General features: G+C 61.5%; 19 protein-coding genes. 8 read left to right on the top strand and 11 right to left on the bottom strand.

Going from position 1 to position 17,785, the window contains the following annotated elements; all coding sequences use genetic code 11:
- Positions 1-24 precede the first annotated feature (24 nt).
- Both LVY75_14635 and LVY75_14630 read right to left on the bottom strand, forming a co-directional pair.
- A complete protein-coding gene (locus LVY75_14635) occupies positions 25-315 on the bottom strand; it encodes a hypothetical protein (GenBank protein XAZ24442.1) in 291 nt (96 codons plus the stop codon).
- A gap of 338 nt (positions 316-653) precedes the next feature.
- A complete protein-coding gene (locus tag LVY75_14630; GenBank protein ID XAZ24441.1) occupies positions 654-1,049 on the bottom strand; it encodes a hypothetical protein in 396 nt (131 codons plus the stop codon).
- Positions 1,050-1,277: 228 nt separating this feature from the next.
- On the opposite strand from LVY75_14630, the gene LVY75_14625 reads away from it, so the two are divergent.
- The gene (locus tag LVY75_14625) at positions 1,278-2,834 is read left to right on the top strand and encodes a DUF853 domain-containing protein (protein ID XAZ24440.1); all 1,557 of its coding nucleotides are present in this window, start codon (positions 1,278-1,280) and stop codon (positions 2,832-2,834) included.
- Positions 2,835-2,939: 105 nt separating this feature from the next.
- Here the strand turns inward: LVY75_14625 and LVY75_14620 are convergent, their stop codons facing one another.
- Both LVY75_14620 and LVY75_14615 read right to left on the bottom strand, forming a co-directional pair.
- A complete protein-coding gene (locus LVY75_14620; GenBank protein XAZ25723.1) occupies positions 2,940-3,242 on the bottom strand; it encodes an alkylphosphonate utilization protein in 303 nt (100 codons plus the stop codon).
- A gap of 147 nt (positions 3,243-3,389) precedes the next feature.
- Positions 3,390-3,890 carry a metal-dependent hydrolase gene (locus tag LVY75_14615; protein ID XAZ24439.1) on the bottom strand — a complete coding sequence of 167 codons (501 nt, stop codon included), beginning with the start codon at positions 3,888-3,890 and terminating at the stop codon, positions 3,390-3,392.
- 460 nt (positions 3,891-4,350) lie between these two features.
- Between LVY75_14615 and LVY75_14610 the strand changes: the two genes are divergently transcribed.
- Positions 4,351-5,871 (top strand): ATP-binding cassette domain-containing protein, encoded by a 1,521-nt coding sequence (locus LVY75_14610; protein XAZ24438.1) that lies wholly within the window; start codon positions 4,351-4,353, stop codon positions 5,869-5,871.
- A 55-nt stretch (positions 5,872-5,926) separates the two neighbouring features.
- Here LVY75_14610 and LVY75_14605 read toward each other — a convergent pair whose 3' ends face one another.
- From LVY75_14605 to LVY75_14595, 3 genes are all read right to left on the bottom strand, one after another.
- Positions 5,927-6,703, bottom strand: a complete 777-nt coding sequence (locus LVY75_14605) for a VOC family protein (protein XAZ24437.1) — start codon at positions 6,701-6,703, stop codon at positions 5,927-5,929.
- 112 nt (positions 6,704-6,815) lie between these two features.
- Positions 6,816-7,280 carry a DUF1579 domain-containing protein gene (locus LVY75_14600; protein ID XAZ24436.1) on the bottom strand — a complete coding sequence of 155 codons (465 nt, stop codon included), beginning with the start codon at positions 7,278-7,280 and terminating at the stop codon, positions 6,816-6,818.
- A gap of 89 nt (positions 7,281-7,369) precedes the next feature.
- Positions 7,370-8,113 (bottom strand): thioredoxin family protein, encoded by a 744-nt coding sequence (locus LVY75_14595; GenBank protein XAZ24435.1) that lies wholly within the window; start codon positions 8,111-8,113, stop codon positions 7,370-7,372.
- A 90-nt stretch (positions 8,114-8,203) separates the two neighbouring features.
- On the opposite strand from LVY75_14595, the gene LVY75_14590 reads away from it, so the two are divergent.
- The 3 genes from LVY75_14590 (at position 8,204) to LVY75_14580 (ending at position 10,135) form a co-directional block, all read left to right on the top strand.
- Positions 8,204-8,650 (top strand): MarR family transcriptional regulator, encoded by a 447-nt coding sequence (locus LVY75_14590; protein ID XAZ24434.1) that lies wholly within the window; start codon positions 8,204-8,206, stop codon positions 8,648-8,650.
- A gap of 113 nt (positions 8,651-8,763) precedes the next feature.
- Positions 8,764-9,171, top strand: a complete 408-nt coding sequence (locus LVY75_14585; protein ID XAZ24433.1) for a MerR family transcriptional regulator — start codon at positions 8,764-8,766, stop codon at positions 9,169-9,171.
- Entirely contained in the window at positions 9,140-10,135 is a 996-nt protein-coding gene (locus LVY75_14580; GenBank protein ID XAZ25722.1) for an aldo/keto reductase, read from the top strand. Before LVY75_14585 ends, LVY75_14580 begins: the two co-directional genes overlap by 32 nt.
- A 63-nt stretch (positions 10,136-10,198) precedes the next feature.
- Here LVY75_14580 and LVY75_14575 read toward each other — a convergent pair whose 3' ends face one another.
- On the bottom strand, positions 10,199-11,743 hold the full coding sequence (locus LVY75_14575) for an acid phosphatase (protein XAZ24432.1): 1,545 nt from the start codon (positions 11,741-11,743) through the stop codon (positions 10,199-10,201).
- 211 nt (positions 11,744-11,954) lie between these two features.
- Between LVY75_14575 and LVY75_14570 the strand changes: the two genes are divergently transcribed.
- The gene (locus LVY75_14570; protein ID XAZ24431.1) at positions 11,955-13,253 is read left to right on the top strand and encodes a cytochrome-c peroxidase; all 1,299 of its coding nucleotides are present in this window, start codon (positions 11,955-11,957) and stop codon (positions 13,251-13,253) included.
- Positions 13,254-13,310: 57 nt separating this feature from the next.
- Here the strand turns inward: LVY75_14570 and LVY75_14565 are convergent, their stop codons facing one another.
- On the bottom strand, positions 13,311-13,733 hold the full coding sequence (locus tag LVY75_14565; GenBank protein XAZ24430.1) for an organic hydroperoxide resistance protein: 423 nt from the start codon (positions 13,731-13,733) through the stop codon (positions 13,311-13,313).
- Between the two features lie 127 nt (positions 13,734-13,860).
- Between LVY75_14565 and LVY75_14560 the strand changes: the two genes are divergently transcribed.
- A complete protein-coding gene (locus LVY75_14560; GenBank protein XAZ24429.1) occupies positions 13,861-14,337 on the top strand; it encodes a MarR family transcriptional regulator in 477 nt (158 codons plus the stop codon).
- A 61-nt stretch (positions 14,338-14,398) separates the two neighbouring features.
- Here LVY75_14560 and LVY75_14555 read toward each other — a convergent pair whose 3' ends face one another.
- Complete coding sequence (locus tag LVY75_14555; GenBank protein ID XAZ24428.1) at positions 14,399-15,799, bottom strand: MFS transporter; 1,401 nt, start codon at positions 15,797-15,799, stop codon at positions 14,399-14,401.
- Between the two features lie 123 nt (positions 15,800-15,922).
- Between LVY75_14555 and LVY75_14550 the strand changes: the two genes are divergently transcribed.
- Positions 15,923-16,885, top strand: a complete 963-nt coding sequence (locus tag LVY75_14550) for a LysR substrate-binding domain-containing protein (GenBank protein ID XAZ24427.1) — start codon at positions 15,923-15,925, stop codon at positions 16,883-16,885.
- A gap of 147 nt (positions 16,886-17,032) precedes the next feature.
- On the opposite strand, the gene LVY75_14545 is transcribed toward LVY75_14550, so the two are convergent.
- Positions 17,033-17,758: a L,D-transpeptidase gene (locus LVY75_14545; protein ID XAZ24426.1), complete on the bottom strand. Its 726-nt coding sequence runs from the start codon at positions 17,756-17,758 to the stop codon at positions 17,033-17,035.
- Positions 17,759-17,785 lie beyond the last annotated feature (27 nt).

Genomic DNA, 17,785 nt, shown 5'->3' with positions numbered 1-17,785 from the left:
CCTGCTCTCGGTCCACCTCGACCGTCAGCGGCAGGCCGCTGCCAGCGTGCGGTCACGCTCGGCATTGCGATAAGCGCGCGTGCCATGTTTCGGGCAGACTGTCCGCTCCGACGGAATAACGACGGTGACATTGTCATTTTCAACGGGATCCAGCGGAATCGAGATGCCGCCGCCGTTTGAGTTGGCGTCCGGCACGGTGCCGGGCGGCATGCCGCCAAAGCGGCCGGAATAATCCATATCGCCGAGGGTCTGGGCGAAGACCGGGGCGGCGAAACCGAGGAGGATGATCGAGGCTGCTGCAATCACCGTACGCATGACCAAATTCCTTCTTATGTGGCCGATATGAAACGAGATTTGAGCATGCATCGTTCCAGCCGATCCGGCCGTCGGTAAAAGATCCGGCTTGATTTAATCTAGGGAGGGTGAGCGTGAATTTCCATGCAGCGGGCGATGTTCCCGAAGGTTTGAACTCATATCAAAAGGCGATTGCGCGCTTGAGAAAAGTATGCGTGGGTGGCGGGTGACCGCCGGGCCCGGATAGCAGCTTGATCGGGCTCGCGCCAGTCATGAAACACTCGGGGAAGGACGAGGAAAGTGCTTGAAATAAAAAGCCCTCGGACGATGCCGAGGGCTCACTGAAATGATGGATCGGGTTAAACGAACTGGCTCAGGCCGGGAACCGAGGCAACCACCTGATCGACCACCTCTTCGCCGGCATATTGCTTGGCGATGGCGATGGTTTCCTTGGCGAGCGAGGTGATTTCGCTCATGCCGAGACCCTCGCTCATCAGCTGCTGGCCGAGGCCCATGATGCCGCCACCGCCGAGCGCGCTCATCAGGCCGCCGAGCAGACCGCCGCCACCGCCGGAACCTTCGCCGTTGAACTGGGCAACGAGTTCGGTGGCACCCGGGATCTTCTCGATCATTTCGGTGACCGGCCCATCGGCCGCTTCGCGCTGCAGGAAGCCGAGCATCATGCCGAGCGCCTTTTCGGCCAGATCAGGCGCAATGCCCACACGATTGGCGATTTCAGTCACAATCTCATTCATCGTCAGCCTCCTGTTTTTGACGTTAACGTCAACGTAATCGAATTGAGAGGGCAACTCAAGCGGCTCTCCCTGTCAGCGTCCGCTCCCGCTTTCCGTTTTAACACAGGCAGTTGTCCGTCTCCTGTCGCCTGCTTATAACAGAGAAACGATATTTGCATGACTGTGCGGAAAGAGCACTCCGCATATTCTGGAATTGAGCGGCGGCATCGACCGAGGGAGACATTCTACATGCTCGAGGACGGCAAGATTTTCATCGGCGCAAGCCGCAATCCTGATGACAGCATCAACAAGGGCGAATATCTCGACCTCAAGTTCGGCAACCGTCATGGACTGGTGACCGGTGCCACCGGCACCGGCAAGACGGTGACACTGCAGGTGCTGGCCGAGGGCTTTGCTCGCGCCGGCGTCCCGGTTTTCGCCGCCGACATCAAGGGCGACCTCTCGGGTATCGCGGCCAAGGGCGAAGCGAAGGACTTCCTCACCAAGCGAGCCGAGCAGATCGGCTTCGACGATTACGAACTCGAGCAGTTCCCGGTCATCTTCTGGGATCTGTTCGGCGAGAAAGGTCATCGGGTCCGCACCACGATCGCCGAGATGGGGCCATTGCTGCTCGCCCGGCTGATGGATGCTTCCGAGCCTCAGGAAGGCGTCATCAACATCGCCTTCAAGATCGCCGACAAGGCCGGACTGCCGCTGCTCGACCTCAAGGATTTTACTGCGCTGCTCAACTATATGGGCGAGAATGCCACAGAGCTTTCCAGCCAGTTCGGTCTGATTTCCAAGGCTTCGGTCGGCTCCATCCAGCGCGCGCTGCTGGTGCTGGAACAGCAGGGTGCGGAACATTTCTTCGGCGAGCCGGCCCTGAAGATCACCGACATCATGCGCACGTCAAACAATGGCTACGGGCAGATCTCCGTGCTTGCCGCCGACAAGCTGATGATGAACCCGCGCCTTTACGCCACCTTCCTGCTGTGGCTGCTTTCCGAGCTTTTCGAGGAACTGCCGGAAGTCGGCGATCCCGACAAGCCGAAGCTCGTCTTCTTCTTCGACGAGGCGCATCTGCTCTTCAACGATGCGCCGAAGGTGCTGATCGAGCGCGTAGAGCAGGTCGTGCGCCTCATTCGCTCCAAGGGGGTCGGCGTCTATTTCGTGACGCAGAACCCGCTCGATGTTCCGGAGACGGTGCTCGCCCAGCTCGGCAACCGTCTGCAGCATGCGCTGCGCGCCTATTCGCCGCGCGAGCAGAAGGCGGTGAGGACGGCGGCCGACACCTTCCGCCCCAACCCGGCCTTCGATTGCGCCACCGTCATCACCACGCTCGGTACCGGCGAGGCGCTAGTCTCGACGCTTGAAGCCAAGGGCGCACCCTCGATCGTCGAGCGTACACTCGTTCGCCCGCCGTCCGCCCGCGTCGGACCGCTGACGGATGCCGAGCGCCAACTGGTCATGGATCACAGCCCCGTACTTGGCGTCTATGACGAGGACGTGGACCGTGAATCCGCCTTCGAGATGCTGGCCGCCCGCGCCCAGAAGGCCGCTGATTCCGACGCGGCCAAGCGGGCGCAGGAACAAGCGCCGGCGCCGCAGGAGGGCAGCACGACATCAGGCTGGACCCTACCCGGCTTCGGCGGCAGCGATAACGACGACAAGGCACAGCCGCGCGGCCGTTCCGGCTACCAGCGCGAAACGGTGATGGAAGCGGCGATGAAGAGCGTCGCGCGTACGGTGGCGACGCAGGTCGGCCGGGCGCTGGTGCGGGGGATCCTGGGAAGCCTGAAGCGGTAGGACTGAAGCGTGGTGCGATCTCTCGGATCCGCTGCCACGCTTTAAGTCTGTCCGGCGCGGCCGGCATCGCAGAACGGCTGCCCGCTCTTGTCCAACCAGCGTTGATCAGCGCTTGCGGACAAATTCCGTGCGCAGGACAAGGCCCTTGATCGTATCGTGACGGCAGTCGATCTCTTCGGGATTATCTGTCAGACGGATCGAGCGGATAACCGTGCCCTGTTTCAGGGTCTGGTTGGCGCCCTTTACCTTCAGGTCCTTGATGAGCGTGACGGAATCGCCGTCCGTCAACACGTTTCCGGAGGCGTCGCGAACCTCGGATGCAGCCTGCGCGGCTGCAGCGATCTCCGAGGCCGGGCGCCATTCGCCTGTCGCCTCGTCATAAACATAGTCGTCGTCACCAACTGCCATCATTTCGCCCCCGATCAGGAATGTCTCTTCAGCCCTGGACGGCGGCTTATAACGATCACAGGGTGTTGTGCAACCGCGTCGGCAAGCCTCCGTCAGCAGAACTCAATGCAGCTTTTCCGGGACCGGCGCGAGGCCGTCGCATGTTGGTCAGACCGCAGGTCGACCGGTTTCGGCGCGTCGGCGGCGTATCAGGAAGAGGGCGAGCGCCGAAAGGCAGATCGAGATTTCCAGCAGGAATGTCCAGTGAAGCAGGAAGCTCACGATCCAACTGGCATGGGTTGCGGGGACCCGAACCAGCTCGAACTCACGAAAGGAGAAAGGTGCCAACCAAAGGAGCGGCGCCGCGATCGTATCCATGACCATATGCAGCATGGCGGCTGCGAAGAAGACGAAACCCGTGGCGAGCCAGTCCGGACGGAGCCATTTGAGGAACGGCAGGACCAGGACCGCCGCGACCAGCCAGAAGAGCGGCCAATGCGTGACATAGGCATGGTGGTGAACCCGGCCGCCGGAGGCATAGAAAAAGATCATGTCGAAATCCGGCGCGACGCTGCCGATCAGCGCTGCCGCCATGATGGCAGAGGATGGTGCCCTGCGTCGCGCGGCAGTTCCAAGGATATAGCCTGCCGGCAGATGAGCGATGAGCATGCGGTGCCTCCCTGTGACGCCTGACATCGCTAGGAGGCGATTGTGTCGGGATCAAAGCGGCCGCGACATGAAGACTTCGGTGTGGCTGATTTCTGCCGGCATGGTGTGAAAGGGTGCGAGTGCGATGCGGCTATCTCCATCGTGATCCCTTGTTTCCAGGCGCGAGCAATGGTATTTCCCTCGTGCAATCGAGAAAGAAAGGAGGGCTGCGCATGAACATCTATTTCCGGCATCATCGCCAGCGTGGCCCAGTCAACGCCCTGCAGATGCGTTTGCAGGGCTGACCAGAGACCGTTTCTCGCAAATCTCTTCCTGGTCTGCCCCTAGTGGCACTGCTGCACCTGAATGCCCGCCGTTCAAGCTGCAAGCATTTCATAATCCGCCAAGCATAACGCGCTTTTCCGTCGATGGCTGGAAGCCCCGGATATGCGCGATCGCTTGGCAAGACCAGGATACGATCATGACCCTCATCAATATCCGCAATCTCGGCATCGTTCTCTCCGCGCCGCTGTTTTCGAAGCTCAATCTCGTCGTCAATGCCGGCGACCGGATCGGCCTCGTGGCTGCGAACGGGCGCGGCAAATCCACCCTGCTCAACCTGATGACCGGCAAGCTGGAACCGACCGAAGGCGAGCTCACCAGGGCGCGCGGTCTCACCATCGGCCATGTGGAGCAGAATGTGCCGCCGGCACTTCTCGACGCCAGCTTCCGTGACGCCGTGCTTCACGCCCTTCCTCCCGATCAGGCCGACGGTGAAAGCTGGCGTGCGGATGTCGTGCTGGAATCGCTCGAAGTGCCCGAGGAATTGCGCGAGCGGCCGCTCCGGCAGCTCAGCGGCGGCTGGCAGCGGCTGGCACTGATCGCCCGCACCTCGGTGAACGAACCGGACGTGCTGTTGCTCGACGAGCCGACCAACCATCTCGATCTCGAAAAGATCGCGCAGGTGGAAAACTGGTTAAACGCGCTGCCGCGCGATACGCCCGTGATCATCTCCAGCCACGACCGCGCCTTCCTTGATGCGACGACCAACCGGACGCTCTTCCTGCGGCCGGAGCAATCGCCGGTTTTCTCCCTGCCCTACAGCCGGGCGAGAGCGGCACTCGACGAGGCGGACGCATCCGATGCGCGGCGCTACGAGAAGGATATGAAGACGGTCGAGCAGTTGCGGAAACAGGCGGCCAAGCTCAACAATATCGGCATCAATTCCGGCAGCGACCTGCTGGTGGTCAAGACAAAGCAGTTGAAACAGCGCGCCGAAAAGCTGGAGGAAACGGCCAAGCCCGCGCATCTGGAGCGTTCGGCAGGCGCAATCCGCCTGGCCAATCGCGGCACGCATGCCAAGGTGTTGGTCACGCTTGAGGATGCGGAAGTCACCACGCCTGACGGCACGCTGCTCTTCCGCACGGGAAAGCAGTTCATCTGCCAGGGCGACCGCATCGTACTGCTCGGGCTCAACGGCGCCGGCAAGTCGCGGCTGATCTCCATGCTGCGCGCGGCGATCGCCGAGCCAGCAAAGGCAGGCATCAAGGCCACGCCCTCGCTGGTGCTCGGCTATGGCGATCAGCTGCTTGCCGATCTCAGCGATGCCGACACGCCGCTGCAGACGATCATCCGCCGCTTCGATGTCGGCGACCAGCGGGCGCGCTCACTGCTTGCCGGCGCCGGCATGACGATCGAGATGCAGGGCAAGCCGGTCAAACTGCTCTCGGGCGGGCAGAAGGCACGGCTCGGCATGCTGGTGCTCAGGCTGACGCAGCCGAACTTCTACCTGCTCGACGAGCCAACGAACCATCTCGACATCGAGGGTCAGGAAGCGCTGGAAAACGAACTGCTGGCGCATGAGGCGAGCTGCCTGCTCGTCTCTCACGACCGCAGCTTCGTGCGCGCGGTCGGCAACCGCTTCTGGCTGATCGAGCGGAATAAGCTCGTGGAGGTGGAGAGTCCTGAAGGGTTCTTTGCAAGTGTGGGAGGGGCTGGGTAAGGCCTGCAGAGATGAGGGAGCGCGCGGATGCGTGCTCCCTCCTTGTTGACGATGACTACCGCACAGCCGCCGAGAGGCAGAAAAATGCTCCCTGCGGATCCACGGCCTGGCAGACCCAGCCGCCGGGGACTTCCATCGGACCGTTGACGACCTTGCCGCCGCCGGCATTGGTGCGCTCGATCGCAGCATCGAGCGCGGGCACGGTGAAATAGTAGGACCAGAAGGCCATGCCGACCTCAGGCGGGCGGGTCATCATGCCGCCGGTCTGTTTTCCGTGTTCGGCGAAGATGTGGTAGACGCCCATTGGCCCCATGTCGAAGTCATGATCCTTCGTCCAGCCGAAGAGCCTGGAATAGAAGTCGAAAGCCTTTGCCCCGTCATTGGCATAGAGCTCGCGCCAGCCGACATGGCCGGGCGTGTCGAAGGGTAATTCCGGCGGCGGGTTTTCCATCGGCAGCGGCGTCATGATGCAGAGCACCGCTCCGTCCGGATCGGCGACGACCGCGAAACGGCCTATGCCTGGAATATCCGCAGGCTGGCGGCGGATGGTGCCGCCATTTGCGGAAAAGTCGCGTGCCGACTGATCGACATTGTCGACGGCGACATAACCAGTCCAGTTCGGCGGGATGCCCTGCCCTTCCAGCTCTGCGGGAAAGGGCATCATGCCGGCGACCCTGACGCCGTTTGCTTCGAAGATGACATATTCCGGCTGGTCCACCGCCGGCATTTTGCTCGATGTCCAGCCGACGACCGATCCGTAGAATTTTGCCGCCGCATCGGGATCCGGCGTCATCAGTTCGCACCATATGAACTTGCCATGCGTATTGGACATCGTGTTCTCCTCGGTCCACGCTTGAGTTCTGTCTCGTTGTTTGCACGCAATTCCGGACACAAAACCGCTCTCGCACTTTTGCTGGAATTGCGCTTGAGATGCCCCGGCGAATTCAGCCCTTGCGGGTATATTTGACTTCCATGAACTGCTTCCAGGTGCCGTCGGCTTCCCTGGCGCTCGATGTGAAGGTCCTGACATTGTCGTCGAGAAAGGCGATCTGCTCGCGATAATCAGCAAGACCGTCGCCTTCGAAGGCCGGCCCTCTGGTGTAGAGCGACAGAACATTTCCCGAGGGATCGACCTCGCCCTCATAGACCCACATGTAATCCATCATCGAGCCGATCCAGCTGCCGACATATTTGCCTTTGCTGGAGTCGTAGCCGAGGGTCAGGATTGTCGTTGCCTGCTTGCCGTCGCTCATTTGACCGGCTCCTTCGGCAACGAACCAGATGCCCTGCAGGGAGCGAACGGTCTCCTGCCAAGGCTTGTCGCCGGTCATGTCTGAGGCGGCGACGGTCCAGTCGCCGACCATTTTCTCCAGGAAAGCATGCTCCTTCAGCACTTCTGCAGTCTTCATCGTCCTTCTCCTCCGGATGATGGATGGCTGGCTGGATGCTTCACGCAATTCCAAACGCAGAACCACACGACAGTTTTGCGGGAACTGCGTTAGTGGCAGCAGGATGAGGCCTGGGGGGCTTCCTCATATTCATCGTGACGCTTCACGAAATCCATCGTCGAATCCTCGTTGCGACCCTTGGGGGCATGATCCAGGATCATCAACGTGCCGAGAATTTCTTCCGCGCCGCGGGCGTAGCTCGAATAGGTATGGAACACTTCACCCTTCTCATTCTTGTAGAAGGCCGAAAGTCCGGGCAGTTCGTCATTGGCCTCATCAGGCGCTACGGAAGTGAAATTGTAAAAGACCTTGTCCTTGGCAAGGTCCTCGGGCGTGAAAGATACGTGATAGTCGAAATTGAAGTCGCTGCCGAAAGACGAAACCCAGGGAAATTTCCAGCCCATACGCGTCTTGTAAGCCTCGATCTTGGCGAGCGGCGCGCGGGCGACGGAAACAAGGGTGACGTCATGGTGGTTGAGGTGAGCCAACGTGCCGTCGAGATGATCGGCCAGGAACGAGCAGCCCGGGCATCCGGCTTCCCATTCGGGGCCGAACATGAAGTGATAGACCATGAGCTGGCTGCGGCCATCGAAGAGGTCGGCGAGCGATTTCGGCCCCTGAGGCGTGTCGAACGTGTAGTCCTTCTCCACCTTCACCCAAGGCAAAGCCATGCGTTCGGCATTCACCTTGTCTCGGAGATGCGTCGCCTCCTTCTCTTTCGAGAGCAGGGAGCGGCGGGCTTCAAGCCATTGCTCGCGGGAAACGACGGGATTTTGAGTTACCTTGTTCAGCATGGTCTACGCCCTCCTCCGGCGCGGCCGGCACGTTCCGGCAAATAGTCTCCTCTTCTTGACTAAATAGATTGATATCAATAGAAATGGGTCATGTCAAACGCGATAATGATTCCATTTTCTACGACGCTTCTGGTGCGCGACACGTGCCTCTGCCTGCACGTACAACGCGCCGCCCGCGCGCTTGGCCGCCTGTTCGACGATGCGCTGCGGCCCGTCGGATTGACCAACGGGCAGTTCTCGCTGCTGATGTCCTTGAACCGGCCGGAACCGCCGCCGATGGGCCCGGTCGCAAGCCTGCTTGCCATGGACCAGACGACGCTGACGGCAGCGCTGAAACCGCTGCAGCGCAGGGGGTTGGTCGACATCGTGCCCAACCCGAAAGACCGGCGCGGCCGGCTACTCCGGCTGACGGATGAGGGGCGAGCCGTGCTGCAGAAGGCTCTGCCAATCTGGGAAAGCACGCATGCGTCGCTCGAGGCGAAAATGCCCGGGGGCAATGCGGATGGGCTGAGGCGAGACCTGCAATACCTGGCGTGATCTTCCTGCAGCCAGGGACAAGACGACTGCAAAATCAGCCTTAAAAAGCCTCTTGACTTAGAGCGCGCTCGAAGCCGTAGCTTCCTTGGCGTCGTGACGAGAACAGGTGTTTCATGAAGATCAGTGACCTCGCGAAACGGTGCGGTCTGTCGGCTCATACGCTGCGTTATTACGAGCGTATCGGCCTGCTGCCCTATGCCGATCGCGACCGATCCGGACAACGCGACTACGACGCTTCAATCCTTTCCTGGATCGAGTTTCTCGGCCGTCTGAAGACGACCGGCATGCCGATCCGCGACATGCTGCTTTATGCAAAGCTTGCCGGTAGCGGGAAAGCCACTTTCAGCGAGCGTCGCGAGATGCTCAAAAAGCATCGTGAGCATGTCCGGGCCCATGTGGCCGATCTCGAATCCTGCCTTCGCGTCCTCGACGGCAAAATCGCTTCCTATGAGGAGGCGGAAGAAAGGATGAGAGATGACAAACGGAAGATTGCAGACACGCCGGCTCGGGCAAGGACTTGAGGTCGGGTCGATCGGCCTCGGCTGCATGGGCATGAACTGGGCCTATGGCGCAACGGCGGACGATAGAGGTGAGGCGATCGCCACGATCCATCATGCGCTCGAGCGCGGCGTCACCCTGCTCGATACGGCCGATACCTATGGTCCGCACACCAACGAAGAACTCGTTGGGGAAGCGATCAAGGACCGGCGTGACCAGGTGGTACTGGCAACCAAGTTCGGCATCGTACGAGCAGCTGGAGCGATGCCCGGCGTCAGCGCCCAGTCGGCCAACGGACGGCCAGACTATGCAAAGGCATCCTGCGAAGGGTCTTTGCGCCGGCTCGGCGTCGACCATATCGACCTCTACTATCTCCACCGTGTCGATCCCGATACACCGATCGAAGAGACGGTGGGCGCGATGAAGGAACTCGTCGAAGCCGGCAAGGTCCGACATATCGGCCTGTCGGAAGCCAGCGCCGAGACGATCCGCAGGGCGCATGCCGTGCATCCCATTACTGCCGTTCAAAGCGAATATTCGCTCTGGTCGCGCGAGCCGGAAGACGGCGTGCTGCAGACGCTTCGTGAACTCGGGATCGGGCTTGTCGCCTATTCGCCGCTCGGACGCGGTTTCCTGTCCGGAGCGATCAAGTCTGTCGACGAACTCGCGCCCGACGACTACAGGCGCAGCTCGCCGCGGTTCATGGGTGAGAACTTGCAGCGGAACCTTGAACTGGTCGCGGTAGTCGAAGAGATTGCGCGCCGCAAGGGCGCAACACCCGCACAGCTGGCGCTCGCCTGGGTGATGGCTCAGGGCGAAGATATCGTGCCTATTCCCGGCACGCGCCGCCGCACGCGGCTCGACGAAAATCTTGGAGCGGCTGCCGTTGACCTGACGCAGCAGGATCTCGAGGAAATCGCCGGCGCCCTGCCCCGCGCTATCGGAGATCGCTACAGCGAAGTCGGCATGCGCGCGCTCAACGGATAAGACATCCGAAAGCAAGAAGTCTTCTCCCCAATGTCTGGGGAGAAGACAACGTTATCGTGACGATCAGCGCGTCAGGTCGAGCGATGCCGTCAGGTTGCCCATCGGCGGCTCGTTGTTCAGCGCCAGCGCCCTGTCGCGGGCAAGCAGGCCCGGAAGCACCGGCAGGTCGTAACGGGCCGTGATCAGGCGCAGGATCGAGGTCGTGTCATATTGCGTATGATCGACCATGCCGCCCTTGGCATAGGGCGAGATGATGAAGGCTGGAATGCGATTGCCCGGGCCCCAGCGGTCGGCCTTCGGCGGAGCGACGTGATCCCAGAAGCCGCCGTTTTCGTCATAGGTGACGATGACGAGCATATGACCCCATTGCGGGCTCTTTTCGAGATGGGAGACGAGATCGGCGAGGTGCTGGTCACCGCTCGAGACATCGGCGTAGCCACCATGTTCGTTGAGGTTGCCCTGCGGCTTGTAGAAGGAAACGGCCGGCAGTTTGCCGTCGTCGATATCCTTGATGAAGCCTTCGCCGCCGAGGCCGCCGTCCTTCAGATGCTCGGCGCGGGCGGGCGTGCCCGGCGCAAAATTGGCAAAGTAGTTGAAGGGCTGGTGATGGAACTGGAAGTTCGGCACCGGCGTGGCGTTCTTGCCATCGAGGGCTGCCTGCCATGCGCCGCCGTACCATGCCCAGCTGACGCCCTTTAGTGACAGGAGATCGCCGATGGTGATCTCGTGCTGCGGCGGCAAGGTGTTGGGCTGCGAGGGATCGGCATAGGCTGCATCACCGTCCTTGGCCGGTGGATTGGCGCTCGGCTGGTAGGGCGGCTGCATGGTGTTGACGGCATAGAAATCCGGCGTGAGGTTGCCGTCGGAGACGAATTTCGGGGCACCGTCGAGCGCGGATTTTGGTGCATTTTCGGCAACGGTCAGCGAAATGCCGTCGGCATCGACCTTGGCGATCGTGGGCTTGGCGGGGCTCTTGTCGGCATCCGCATAATAGGGCGCGCAGGCGCAGATCAGCTGGAAGTGGTTGAAGAAGGAGCCGCCGAAGCCACCCTGGAAGAAGTTGTCGGCGAGGACGTATTTCTTGGCGACCTGCCACATCGGCAGGATCGAGCCGTCATAGTGGCCCATGACGAGGCTGCCGGAATCAGCCCAGGCGACGAACTTGTCGTTCTTGCCGCCATCGATCTGCATCTGCTCCTCGTAGAAGCGGTGCCAGAGGTCGCGGGTGATGACATTGGTCGATTGAGCAAAGCCCTTGGGATCGTCGATCGAGAAGACGGCATTGGCGAGGTGAGCGGACTGGGCCTCGGTGACGGCGGGTGTCACACCCTTGGCGGTGAGACCGCCCCAGGAAGGCGGCAGTTCGGAAAGCGGCGCGCCATCGCGATCGAGCTGGCGTGCCTGGCTTTCGCTTGCATTGGCGAGGCCGTTGGCGCCGGGAAAGCTGCCATAGAGGTTATCGAAACTGCGGTTTTCAGCGTAGATGACGACGATATTCTGGATCTTGTCCATGCCGGCGGGCGCTGCATGGGCGGCCGTGGCAAGCGCCAGCGGCAGCATGGCCGAGCCGGCCAGCGAAAGATTGCGGAGGAATTTCAGTCTGGTCATGGCGGGATACCTCATGGCTAAGGGGGCGTGGCTAGAGGGGCGTCGGGCGGACGTGGAAAGACCCAGCGCAGGCGAGACGCTATTCCCGCCATCTATCAACTTTGTGACATCGGGCGGGTTGTTGCTGCGGCCGGTACGCGCGCGTCATCAATCTGTTGCAGTCAGGTTCGATCATGAGCATGTATTATGTTAACTCGTTGGAATCGCTGACATGGCGACAAAGATTATCTGGCTTCTGCGGTCCGGACTGGCGCTTGGTCTGGCGGCCAGCACGCTTGGCTTCAGCCTTTTTCCCCTGCGGCAAAGCAGCGCGGCCGTCACCGGCGGCGTGCACCCCGGCCCGATGTCGCGGGCACAAGCCTATGCCCGCGCCGAGGCGATGACGGAACTCGGCCGCAAGATGTTCTTCGATTCCTCGCTTTCGGCCTCCGGCATGCAGGCCTGCGCCTCCTGTCACGACCCGCATCATGGTTTCGCTCCTGATACCGCGACACCGGTCGAAATGGGCGGGGCGCATCTGGACCGGCCGGGCCTGCGCGCGGTGCCGACCTTGCGCTACCTGCAGGCGGTCCCTTCCTTCACCGAGCATTTCTACGATTCCGAGGACGAAGGCGACGAGAGCGTCGACAATGGGCCGACGGGCGGCCTGACCTGGGACGGGCGCGTGGACCACGGCTATGACCAAGCGAAGATCCCGCTGCTTTCGCCTTTCGAAATGGGCAACAAGGACGAAAGCCAGGTCGTCGCCTCGCTCAGCAAGGCTGCCTATGCCGACGATTTCAGGGAGATTTTCGGCCAGGATGTCTTCGGCAACGCCGGGGATGCCTTCCAAGGGGCAGTCGAGGCGCTCAGCACTTTCGAGCAGAGCGGCGCAGACTTCTATCCCTATTCCAGCCGCTATGACGCCTTTCTTGCCGGCAAGGGCACCCTGACGGCGCAAGAGCTTCACGGGCGCGAACTCTTCGAAGATCCGGCCAAGGGAAACTGTTCGAGCTGCCATCTGAGCGAGCCCGCCAACGACGGGGAGCCGCCGCAATTTTCCGACTTCGGCTTCCTCGGTCTCGCGGTACCGCGCAACATGGCAATCCCGGCCAATGCCGATCCCAACTACCATGATCTCGGCCTTTGCGGCCCTCAGCGTACCGATTTCAAGGATCGGCCGGATTATTGCGGCCTGTTCCGCACGCCGACGTTACGCAATGTGGCACTGAAGAAGAGCTTCTTCCACAATGGCTATTTCCACTCGTTGCGCGACGTTGTTTCCTTCTATGCCACACGCGACAGCGATCCGGGCCGCTGGTATCCGAAGAACGCCGACGGCACGATCCGCAAATATGACGATATACCGGAAGCCTATTGGGGCAATCTCAATCAGGACCCGCCCTTCGGCCGCAAGCCCGGCGATCCGCCGGCACTGACGGAATCGGAAATCGACGATATCGTCGCTTTCCTCGGCACCCTGACCGATGCCGATCAGTTGCCCGGGCCAGCACAGCAGGCGGCGCATTGATCCAAAGGAAAAGGCCGGAGCAATGCCCCGGCCCTTGTTCACTGGTGTAGCAAGTAATCAGGCAACCGTGACCGGAACTTCGGTCGAGGTGCGCATGGCGTGGCTGTAGGGGCAGACGATGTGGGCCGCAGCTGCGAGCTTTTCGGCAGTTTCGCGGTCGACACCCGGGATGTTGACGGTCAGGGCCACTTCGATGCCGAAGCCGCCGCCATCTTCACGCGGGCCGATGCCGACGGTTGCGGAGACGGTGGTTTCCTCGGGAATCTTGACCTTTTCCTTGCCGGCCACAAATTTCAAGGCACCGAGGAAGCAGGCGGAATAACCGGCCGCAAAGAGCTGTTCGGGATTGGTGCCTGTTGCGCCGTCGCCGCCGAGTTCCTTCGGCACGGTCAGCGTGACGTCGAGAACGCCGTTTTCGGAAACGGCGCGGCCTGCGCGGCCACCGGTGGCGGAAGCTTTGGTCGTGTAGAGAATAGGCATGACAATCTCCTTTGGTTGGCCCCGTTCGTTCGGGTTGAGTTTTTAATAACGCCCAATTAAATTGTACGCAAGTGAATTTTGCAAATTGCATTCGGAATTTGAAAAGAGGACAATGGGACCTCTGAGGATGACAGCGATGAAAGCGAGAACGGCGAAAGTGATGGAAATACCGGAAGAGGAAAAGCGGCTGGAGAAGCAGCTCTGTTTCGCGGTTTACGCGACGGCGCATGCCTTCACCCGCGCCTACAAGCCTATACTCGACAAGGTGGGCCTGACCTATCCGCAATATCTCGTCATGCTGGTTCTATGGGAAAAAGCCGAACTGCCGGTCAAGACGATCGGCGAGCAGCTCGATCTCGATTCCGGCACGCTCTCCCCTCTCCTCAAGCGGCTGGAACAGAACGGCCTTATCAAGCGCACCCGTGATTCCCGCGACGAGCGACAGGTCATCGTGTCGCTGACGCCGAAAGGTCAGTCGATGAGGGGCGAGGTCAATACGATCATGTCGTCGATCGGCGAGGCGATCGGCTGCACGCTGGAGGAAATGGCGGTCATGCGCGACATGCTGACCCGGCTGCGCGGAAATCTCAACGCAAGCATATAGGCCGAGGCCAAGCACGGCCTGAAAGACGATGCCCGCGCCACCCCGGCGCGGGCAATTTGCATTATTCCGCTGCCTGATATGCCTGCGGGCGAAGCGTGGCGCTCTTCGGGCCGACAGCGGCAAGCAGGGTGATCAGGATCGCCAGCAGCGCCACGAAGACGATGCCGCCGACATAGGGATCCCAGCCGAAGTGCGGGGCTGCGGCGAAGATGGCGGAAGCGGCCGCAAGCACGATGCCGCCGCCGATCTGGAAGGAAGCGAAGAGCAGGCCGGAGGCAAGGCCGGACTTGTCTTCCTCGACATCAGACAGTGCTGCAACCTGGATTGCCGGATAGGTCATGGCATAGCCGACGCCGAGCGGGATCTGGTTCAAGGCAACCAGGATGATCGGATCGATGTGGCCGACCAGAGCAACCCAGAGGATATAGCTCGTCGCCTGCAGCCCGACGCCAACCGCCATCAGGCCCGTCGTGCCGCGGTTCTGCGCGACAGTGGCAAAACGCGGTGCAAGGAACATCACGCAGACACCGCCGAAGGCGAAGCAGAAGCCGGTGGCAAAGGCCGACCAGCCGATCACATCCTGATAGTAGAGCGTGGCGATGAACTGGAAGCCGACATAGGCGCCCTGGAACAAAGCGGCGATGGCATTGGCATGGCTGAGCTTTGCCCGGCGGAAGATATGCAGCGGCACCATGGGATCGGCATGGCGCGATTCGACGATCAGGAAGAGTGCGATCAGCACCACGGAAGCAACGAGCGAGCCCCAGGTGAAGAAGTCATTCCAGCCGGCTGCGGCAGCGTTGGTAATGCCGAAGACGAAGAGCAGCAGGCCGGGGGTGATCGTCAAGGCGCCCGCCCAGTCGAAATGCTTGCGTCCCTCGCCGCGCCGCGTATCCGGAGGCAGGACAAAGGGAGCGATCGCCAGCGTGAGGATTGCGACCGGAGCGCCCATGACGAGCGTTGCCCGCCAGCTCACGAGAGTGGCGGCACCGCCGAGCACCATACCGAGCACGAAGCCGGTGGCGCCCGTCGAGGCGAAGACGCCGAGCGCCTTGGCCCGCTTCTCGCCCTCGCCGAAGACGGAGAGCAGCAGGGCAAGGGCCGCCGGGGCGGTAAAGGCTGCGGCGATGCCTTTTACCAGGCGGGCAGCGATCAGCGTCGGGCCGCTATCGACGAAACCGCCGGCAATGCTGGCGGCCGCGAAGATGCCGAGCGACCAGAGGAAGACGCGGCGGTGGCCGAAGAGGTCGGCGACACGGCCGCCGAGCAGCAGAAACCCGCCGTAACCCAGCACATAGGCGCTGACGGCCCATTGAAGCGAGGTTGGCGGCATACCAAGTTCGGTCTGGATGGCAGGCAGGGCGACCCCGATGGTGGAAACATCCATGGCGTCAAGGAAATTCGCAGCGCAGAGCAGCAGCAACGCCAGGCCGGCTCCGCGTGGAGATGGGGAATTGGTCATCGATCTCGGTTCCTTCTTTGCTGCCGTCGTCGCCGGGAGGCTGGCGGGCGGCAGGGAACGAGAAAATGTACAGCTTCAAACCCTATTGCAAATTGATAGTAGCCATGTCAGGTATTACTCATAATGATGAATGATGCTGTCCTTCGCAAAATCGATCTGAACCTTCTGCTTGCCTTTTCAGTGCTGATGCAGGAGCGCAATGTCAGCCGTGCAGCTGAAAGGCTGTTGCTCGGCCAGCCCGGACTTTCCGCCGCGCTCAAGCGATTGCGCGAGGCGCTGGACGACGAACTCTTCATACGCGTCGGCCGCGGCCTGCAGCCGACAGCGCGGGCGCTGGCGATCGCCCCAGCGATCGAGGATGCTCTTTCAGGCATCGAACGGGCGATCCGCCCGCCCAAGGGTTTCGACCCGTCGACCTGGCAGGGTGAATTCCGCGTCGGCATGTGCGACAATCTGGAAACCGCTTTCTTCGGCCCGCTGGTTGCGCGGCTACGTCAGCTTGCGCCGGGCGCGCGGCTCGTGGGCGTGGCAGCCGACAAACGCGATGCGGCGCAGATGCTTGATGACGGCGCTTACGAATTCAGCATTTCCGTGCATGGCGAACCCGCCTCCTGGCACATCCGCATGCCACTGTTCGAGCAGTGTTCGATCGCCATTTACGACCCGCAGCAATTGAAACTGAAGCCGCCAATCAGCGTCGAGGATTTCGTCGCCGCACCGCATATCGCCATCTCCTTTGTCGGTAGTGCGACGACGGCGGTCGATGCCGCGCTCGACAAGGTGGGTTTGAGCCGCAACGTGGTGGCGACGGTGCCCCGCTATTCTGCGGTGCCGCCGGCGCTCAGAGCCATGCCGTCGATTGCCATCGTGCCGGAATCGCTCGGACGCTGCATGGCGCAGCTTCACAATCTCGAGGTCTCGATGCCGCCGATCGAGCTGCCGGCCGACCCTGTGTCGATGCTGTATCGGCGGGTGGACAGGGCGGACGAGCGGGCGTCGTGGTTTCGGCAGTTGTTTGTCGAGGTGGCGGACAAGGCGCTACTTGCTTCGGGCTGCAAGGCTGGGATTTGCGCTGAGGCGGCGTAACTATCAAGTCAAAAGAAAACCGCCCGTGTTGGGCGGTTTTTTGTGTTTTGGGGTTAGGCACCCTTCCAGCCCTGCGCTTACGCTTCGGGCGTTCGCTGCTGCAATCGATTCACTGGATCGATTGCTCGGGCTACGCCCGACCGCAGCTCACTGCCAAACAACGATCGGGGTTTTGTTGGGAACGCGGTCGTAGAGGTCGATGATGTCCTGGTTGAGCAGGCGCACGCAGCCCGACGAGACCGCCTTGCCGATGGAGCGCCATTCCGGGTTGCCGTGCAGGCGGTAGAGCGTATCTTCGTTGTTCGAGAAGATGTAGAGCGCACGCGCACCGAGCGGATTCAAGAGACCTGGCTCCATGCCGCCACGCTCGATCGAGTATTTCGCAAGCTCCGGCTGACGGGCGACCATCTCGTTCGGCGGCTTCCAGCGCGGCCATTTCTGCTTCCACTGGATGACGCCATTGCCCGACCAGGCGAAACCTTCGCGGCCGATACCGACACCGTAGCGCATCGCCATGCCACCGGGCTGGACGAGATAAAGGAAGCGCGAGGGCGTATCGACGACGATCGTGCCCGGCGGCTGGCCGGTCGGATCCACGACCTGCTGGCGATAGTAGCGCGGGTCGATCTGCTGGTAAGGAACGGCGGGGATGAGGAAACCGCCGTCTTCGATTGGGCCGTACATGACGGCAAGTTCTGCTTCGCTGGGTACGCTCGTCGTCTGGAACGCGCGGAAGGGCGAACGGTAGCTGATCGACATGCCGCCATTTTCGACCGTATTCGAAGTGGAGGCACAGCCTGCCAGCGCGGAAGCCGCTGTCAAAGCCGAAAAGGAAAGAAAGCTACGACGGGAGATGGGGTTATCGAGGCTCATGACGCGGGACTGATTTCCTTCGTGATG

Source organism: Sinorhizobium sp. B11, from assembly GCA_039725955.1.
In the GTDB taxonomy this organism is placed as follows: domain Bacteria; phylum Pseudomonadota; class Alphaproteobacteria; order Rhizobiales; family Rhizobiaceae; genus Rhizobium.
Note: the sequence above shows the minus strand (reverse complement) of the source record. Positions and strands in the feature narration are given on the sequence as shown.

Bases quoted from the DNA above. Each gene is read 5' to 3' on its own strand.
- LVY75_14635 (XAZ24442.1), bottom strand. From the start codon at position 315: ATGCGTACGGTGATTGCAGCAGCCTCGATCATCCTCCTCGGTTTCGCC.
- LVY75_14630 (XAZ24441.1), bottom strand. From the start codon at position 1,049: ATGAATGAGATTGTGACTGAAATCGCCAATCGTGTGGGCATTGCGCCT.
- LVY75_14625 (XAZ24440.1), top strand. From the start codon at position 1,278: ATGCTCGAGGACGGCAAGATTTTCATCGGCGCAAGCCGCAATCCTGAT.
- LVY75_14620 (XAZ25723.1), bottom strand. From the start codon at position 3,242: ATGGCAGTTGGTGACGACGACTATGTTTATGACGAGGCGACAGGCGAA.
- LVY75_14615 (XAZ24439.1), bottom strand. From the start codon at position 3,890: ATGCTCATCGCTCATCTGCCGGCAGGCTATATCCTTGGAACTGCCGCG.
- LVY75_14610 (XAZ24438.1), top strand. From the start codon at position 4,351: ATGACCCTCATCAATATCCGCAATCTCGGCATCGTTCTCTCCGCGCCG.
- LVY75_14605 (XAZ24437.1), bottom strand. From the start codon at position 6,703: ATGTCCAATACGCATGGCAAGTTCATATGGTGCGAACTGATGACGCCG.
- LVY75_14600 (XAZ24436.1), bottom strand. From the start codon at position 7,280: ATGAAGACTGCAGAAGTGCTGAAGGAGCATGCTTTCCTGGAGAAAATG.
- LVY75_14595 (XAZ24435.1), bottom strand. From the start codon at position 8,113: ATGCTGAACAAGGTAACTCAAAATCCCGTCGTTTCCCGCGAGCAATGG.
- LVY75_14590 (XAZ24434.1), top strand. From the start codon at position 8,204: ATGTCAAACGCGATAATGATTCCATTTTCTACGACGCTTCTGGTGCGC.
- LVY75_14585 (XAZ24433.1), top strand. From the start codon at position 8,764: ATGAAGATCAGTGACCTCGCGAAACGGTGCGGTCTGTCGGCTCATACG.
- LVY75_14575 (XAZ24432.1), bottom strand. From the start codon at position 11,743: ATGACCAGACTGAAATTCCTCCGCAATCTTTCGCTGGCCGGCTCGGCC.
- LVY75_14570 (XAZ24431.1), top strand. From the start codon at position 11,955: ATGGCGACAAAGATTATCTGGCTTCTGCGGTCCGGACTGGCGCTTGGT.
- LVY75_14565 (XAZ24430.1), bottom strand. From the start codon at position 13,733: ATGCCTATTCTCTACACGACCAAAGCTTCCGCCACCGGTGGCCGCGCA.
- LVY75_14560 (XAZ24429.1), top strand. From the start codon at position 13,861: ATGACAGCGATGAAAGCGAGAACGGCGAAAGTGATGGAAATACCGGAA.
- LVY75_14555 (XAZ24428.1), bottom strand. From the start codon at position 15,799: ATGACCAATTCCCCATCTCCACGCGGAGCCGGCCTGGCGTTGCTGCTG.
- LVY75_14550 (XAZ24427.1), top strand. From the start codon at position 15,923: ATGATGAATGATGCTGTCCTTCGCAAAATCGATCTGAACCTTCTGCTT.
- LVY75_14545 (XAZ24426.1), bottom strand. From the start codon at position 17,758: ATGAGCCTCGATAACCCCATCTCCCGTCGTAGCTTTCTTTCCTTTTCG.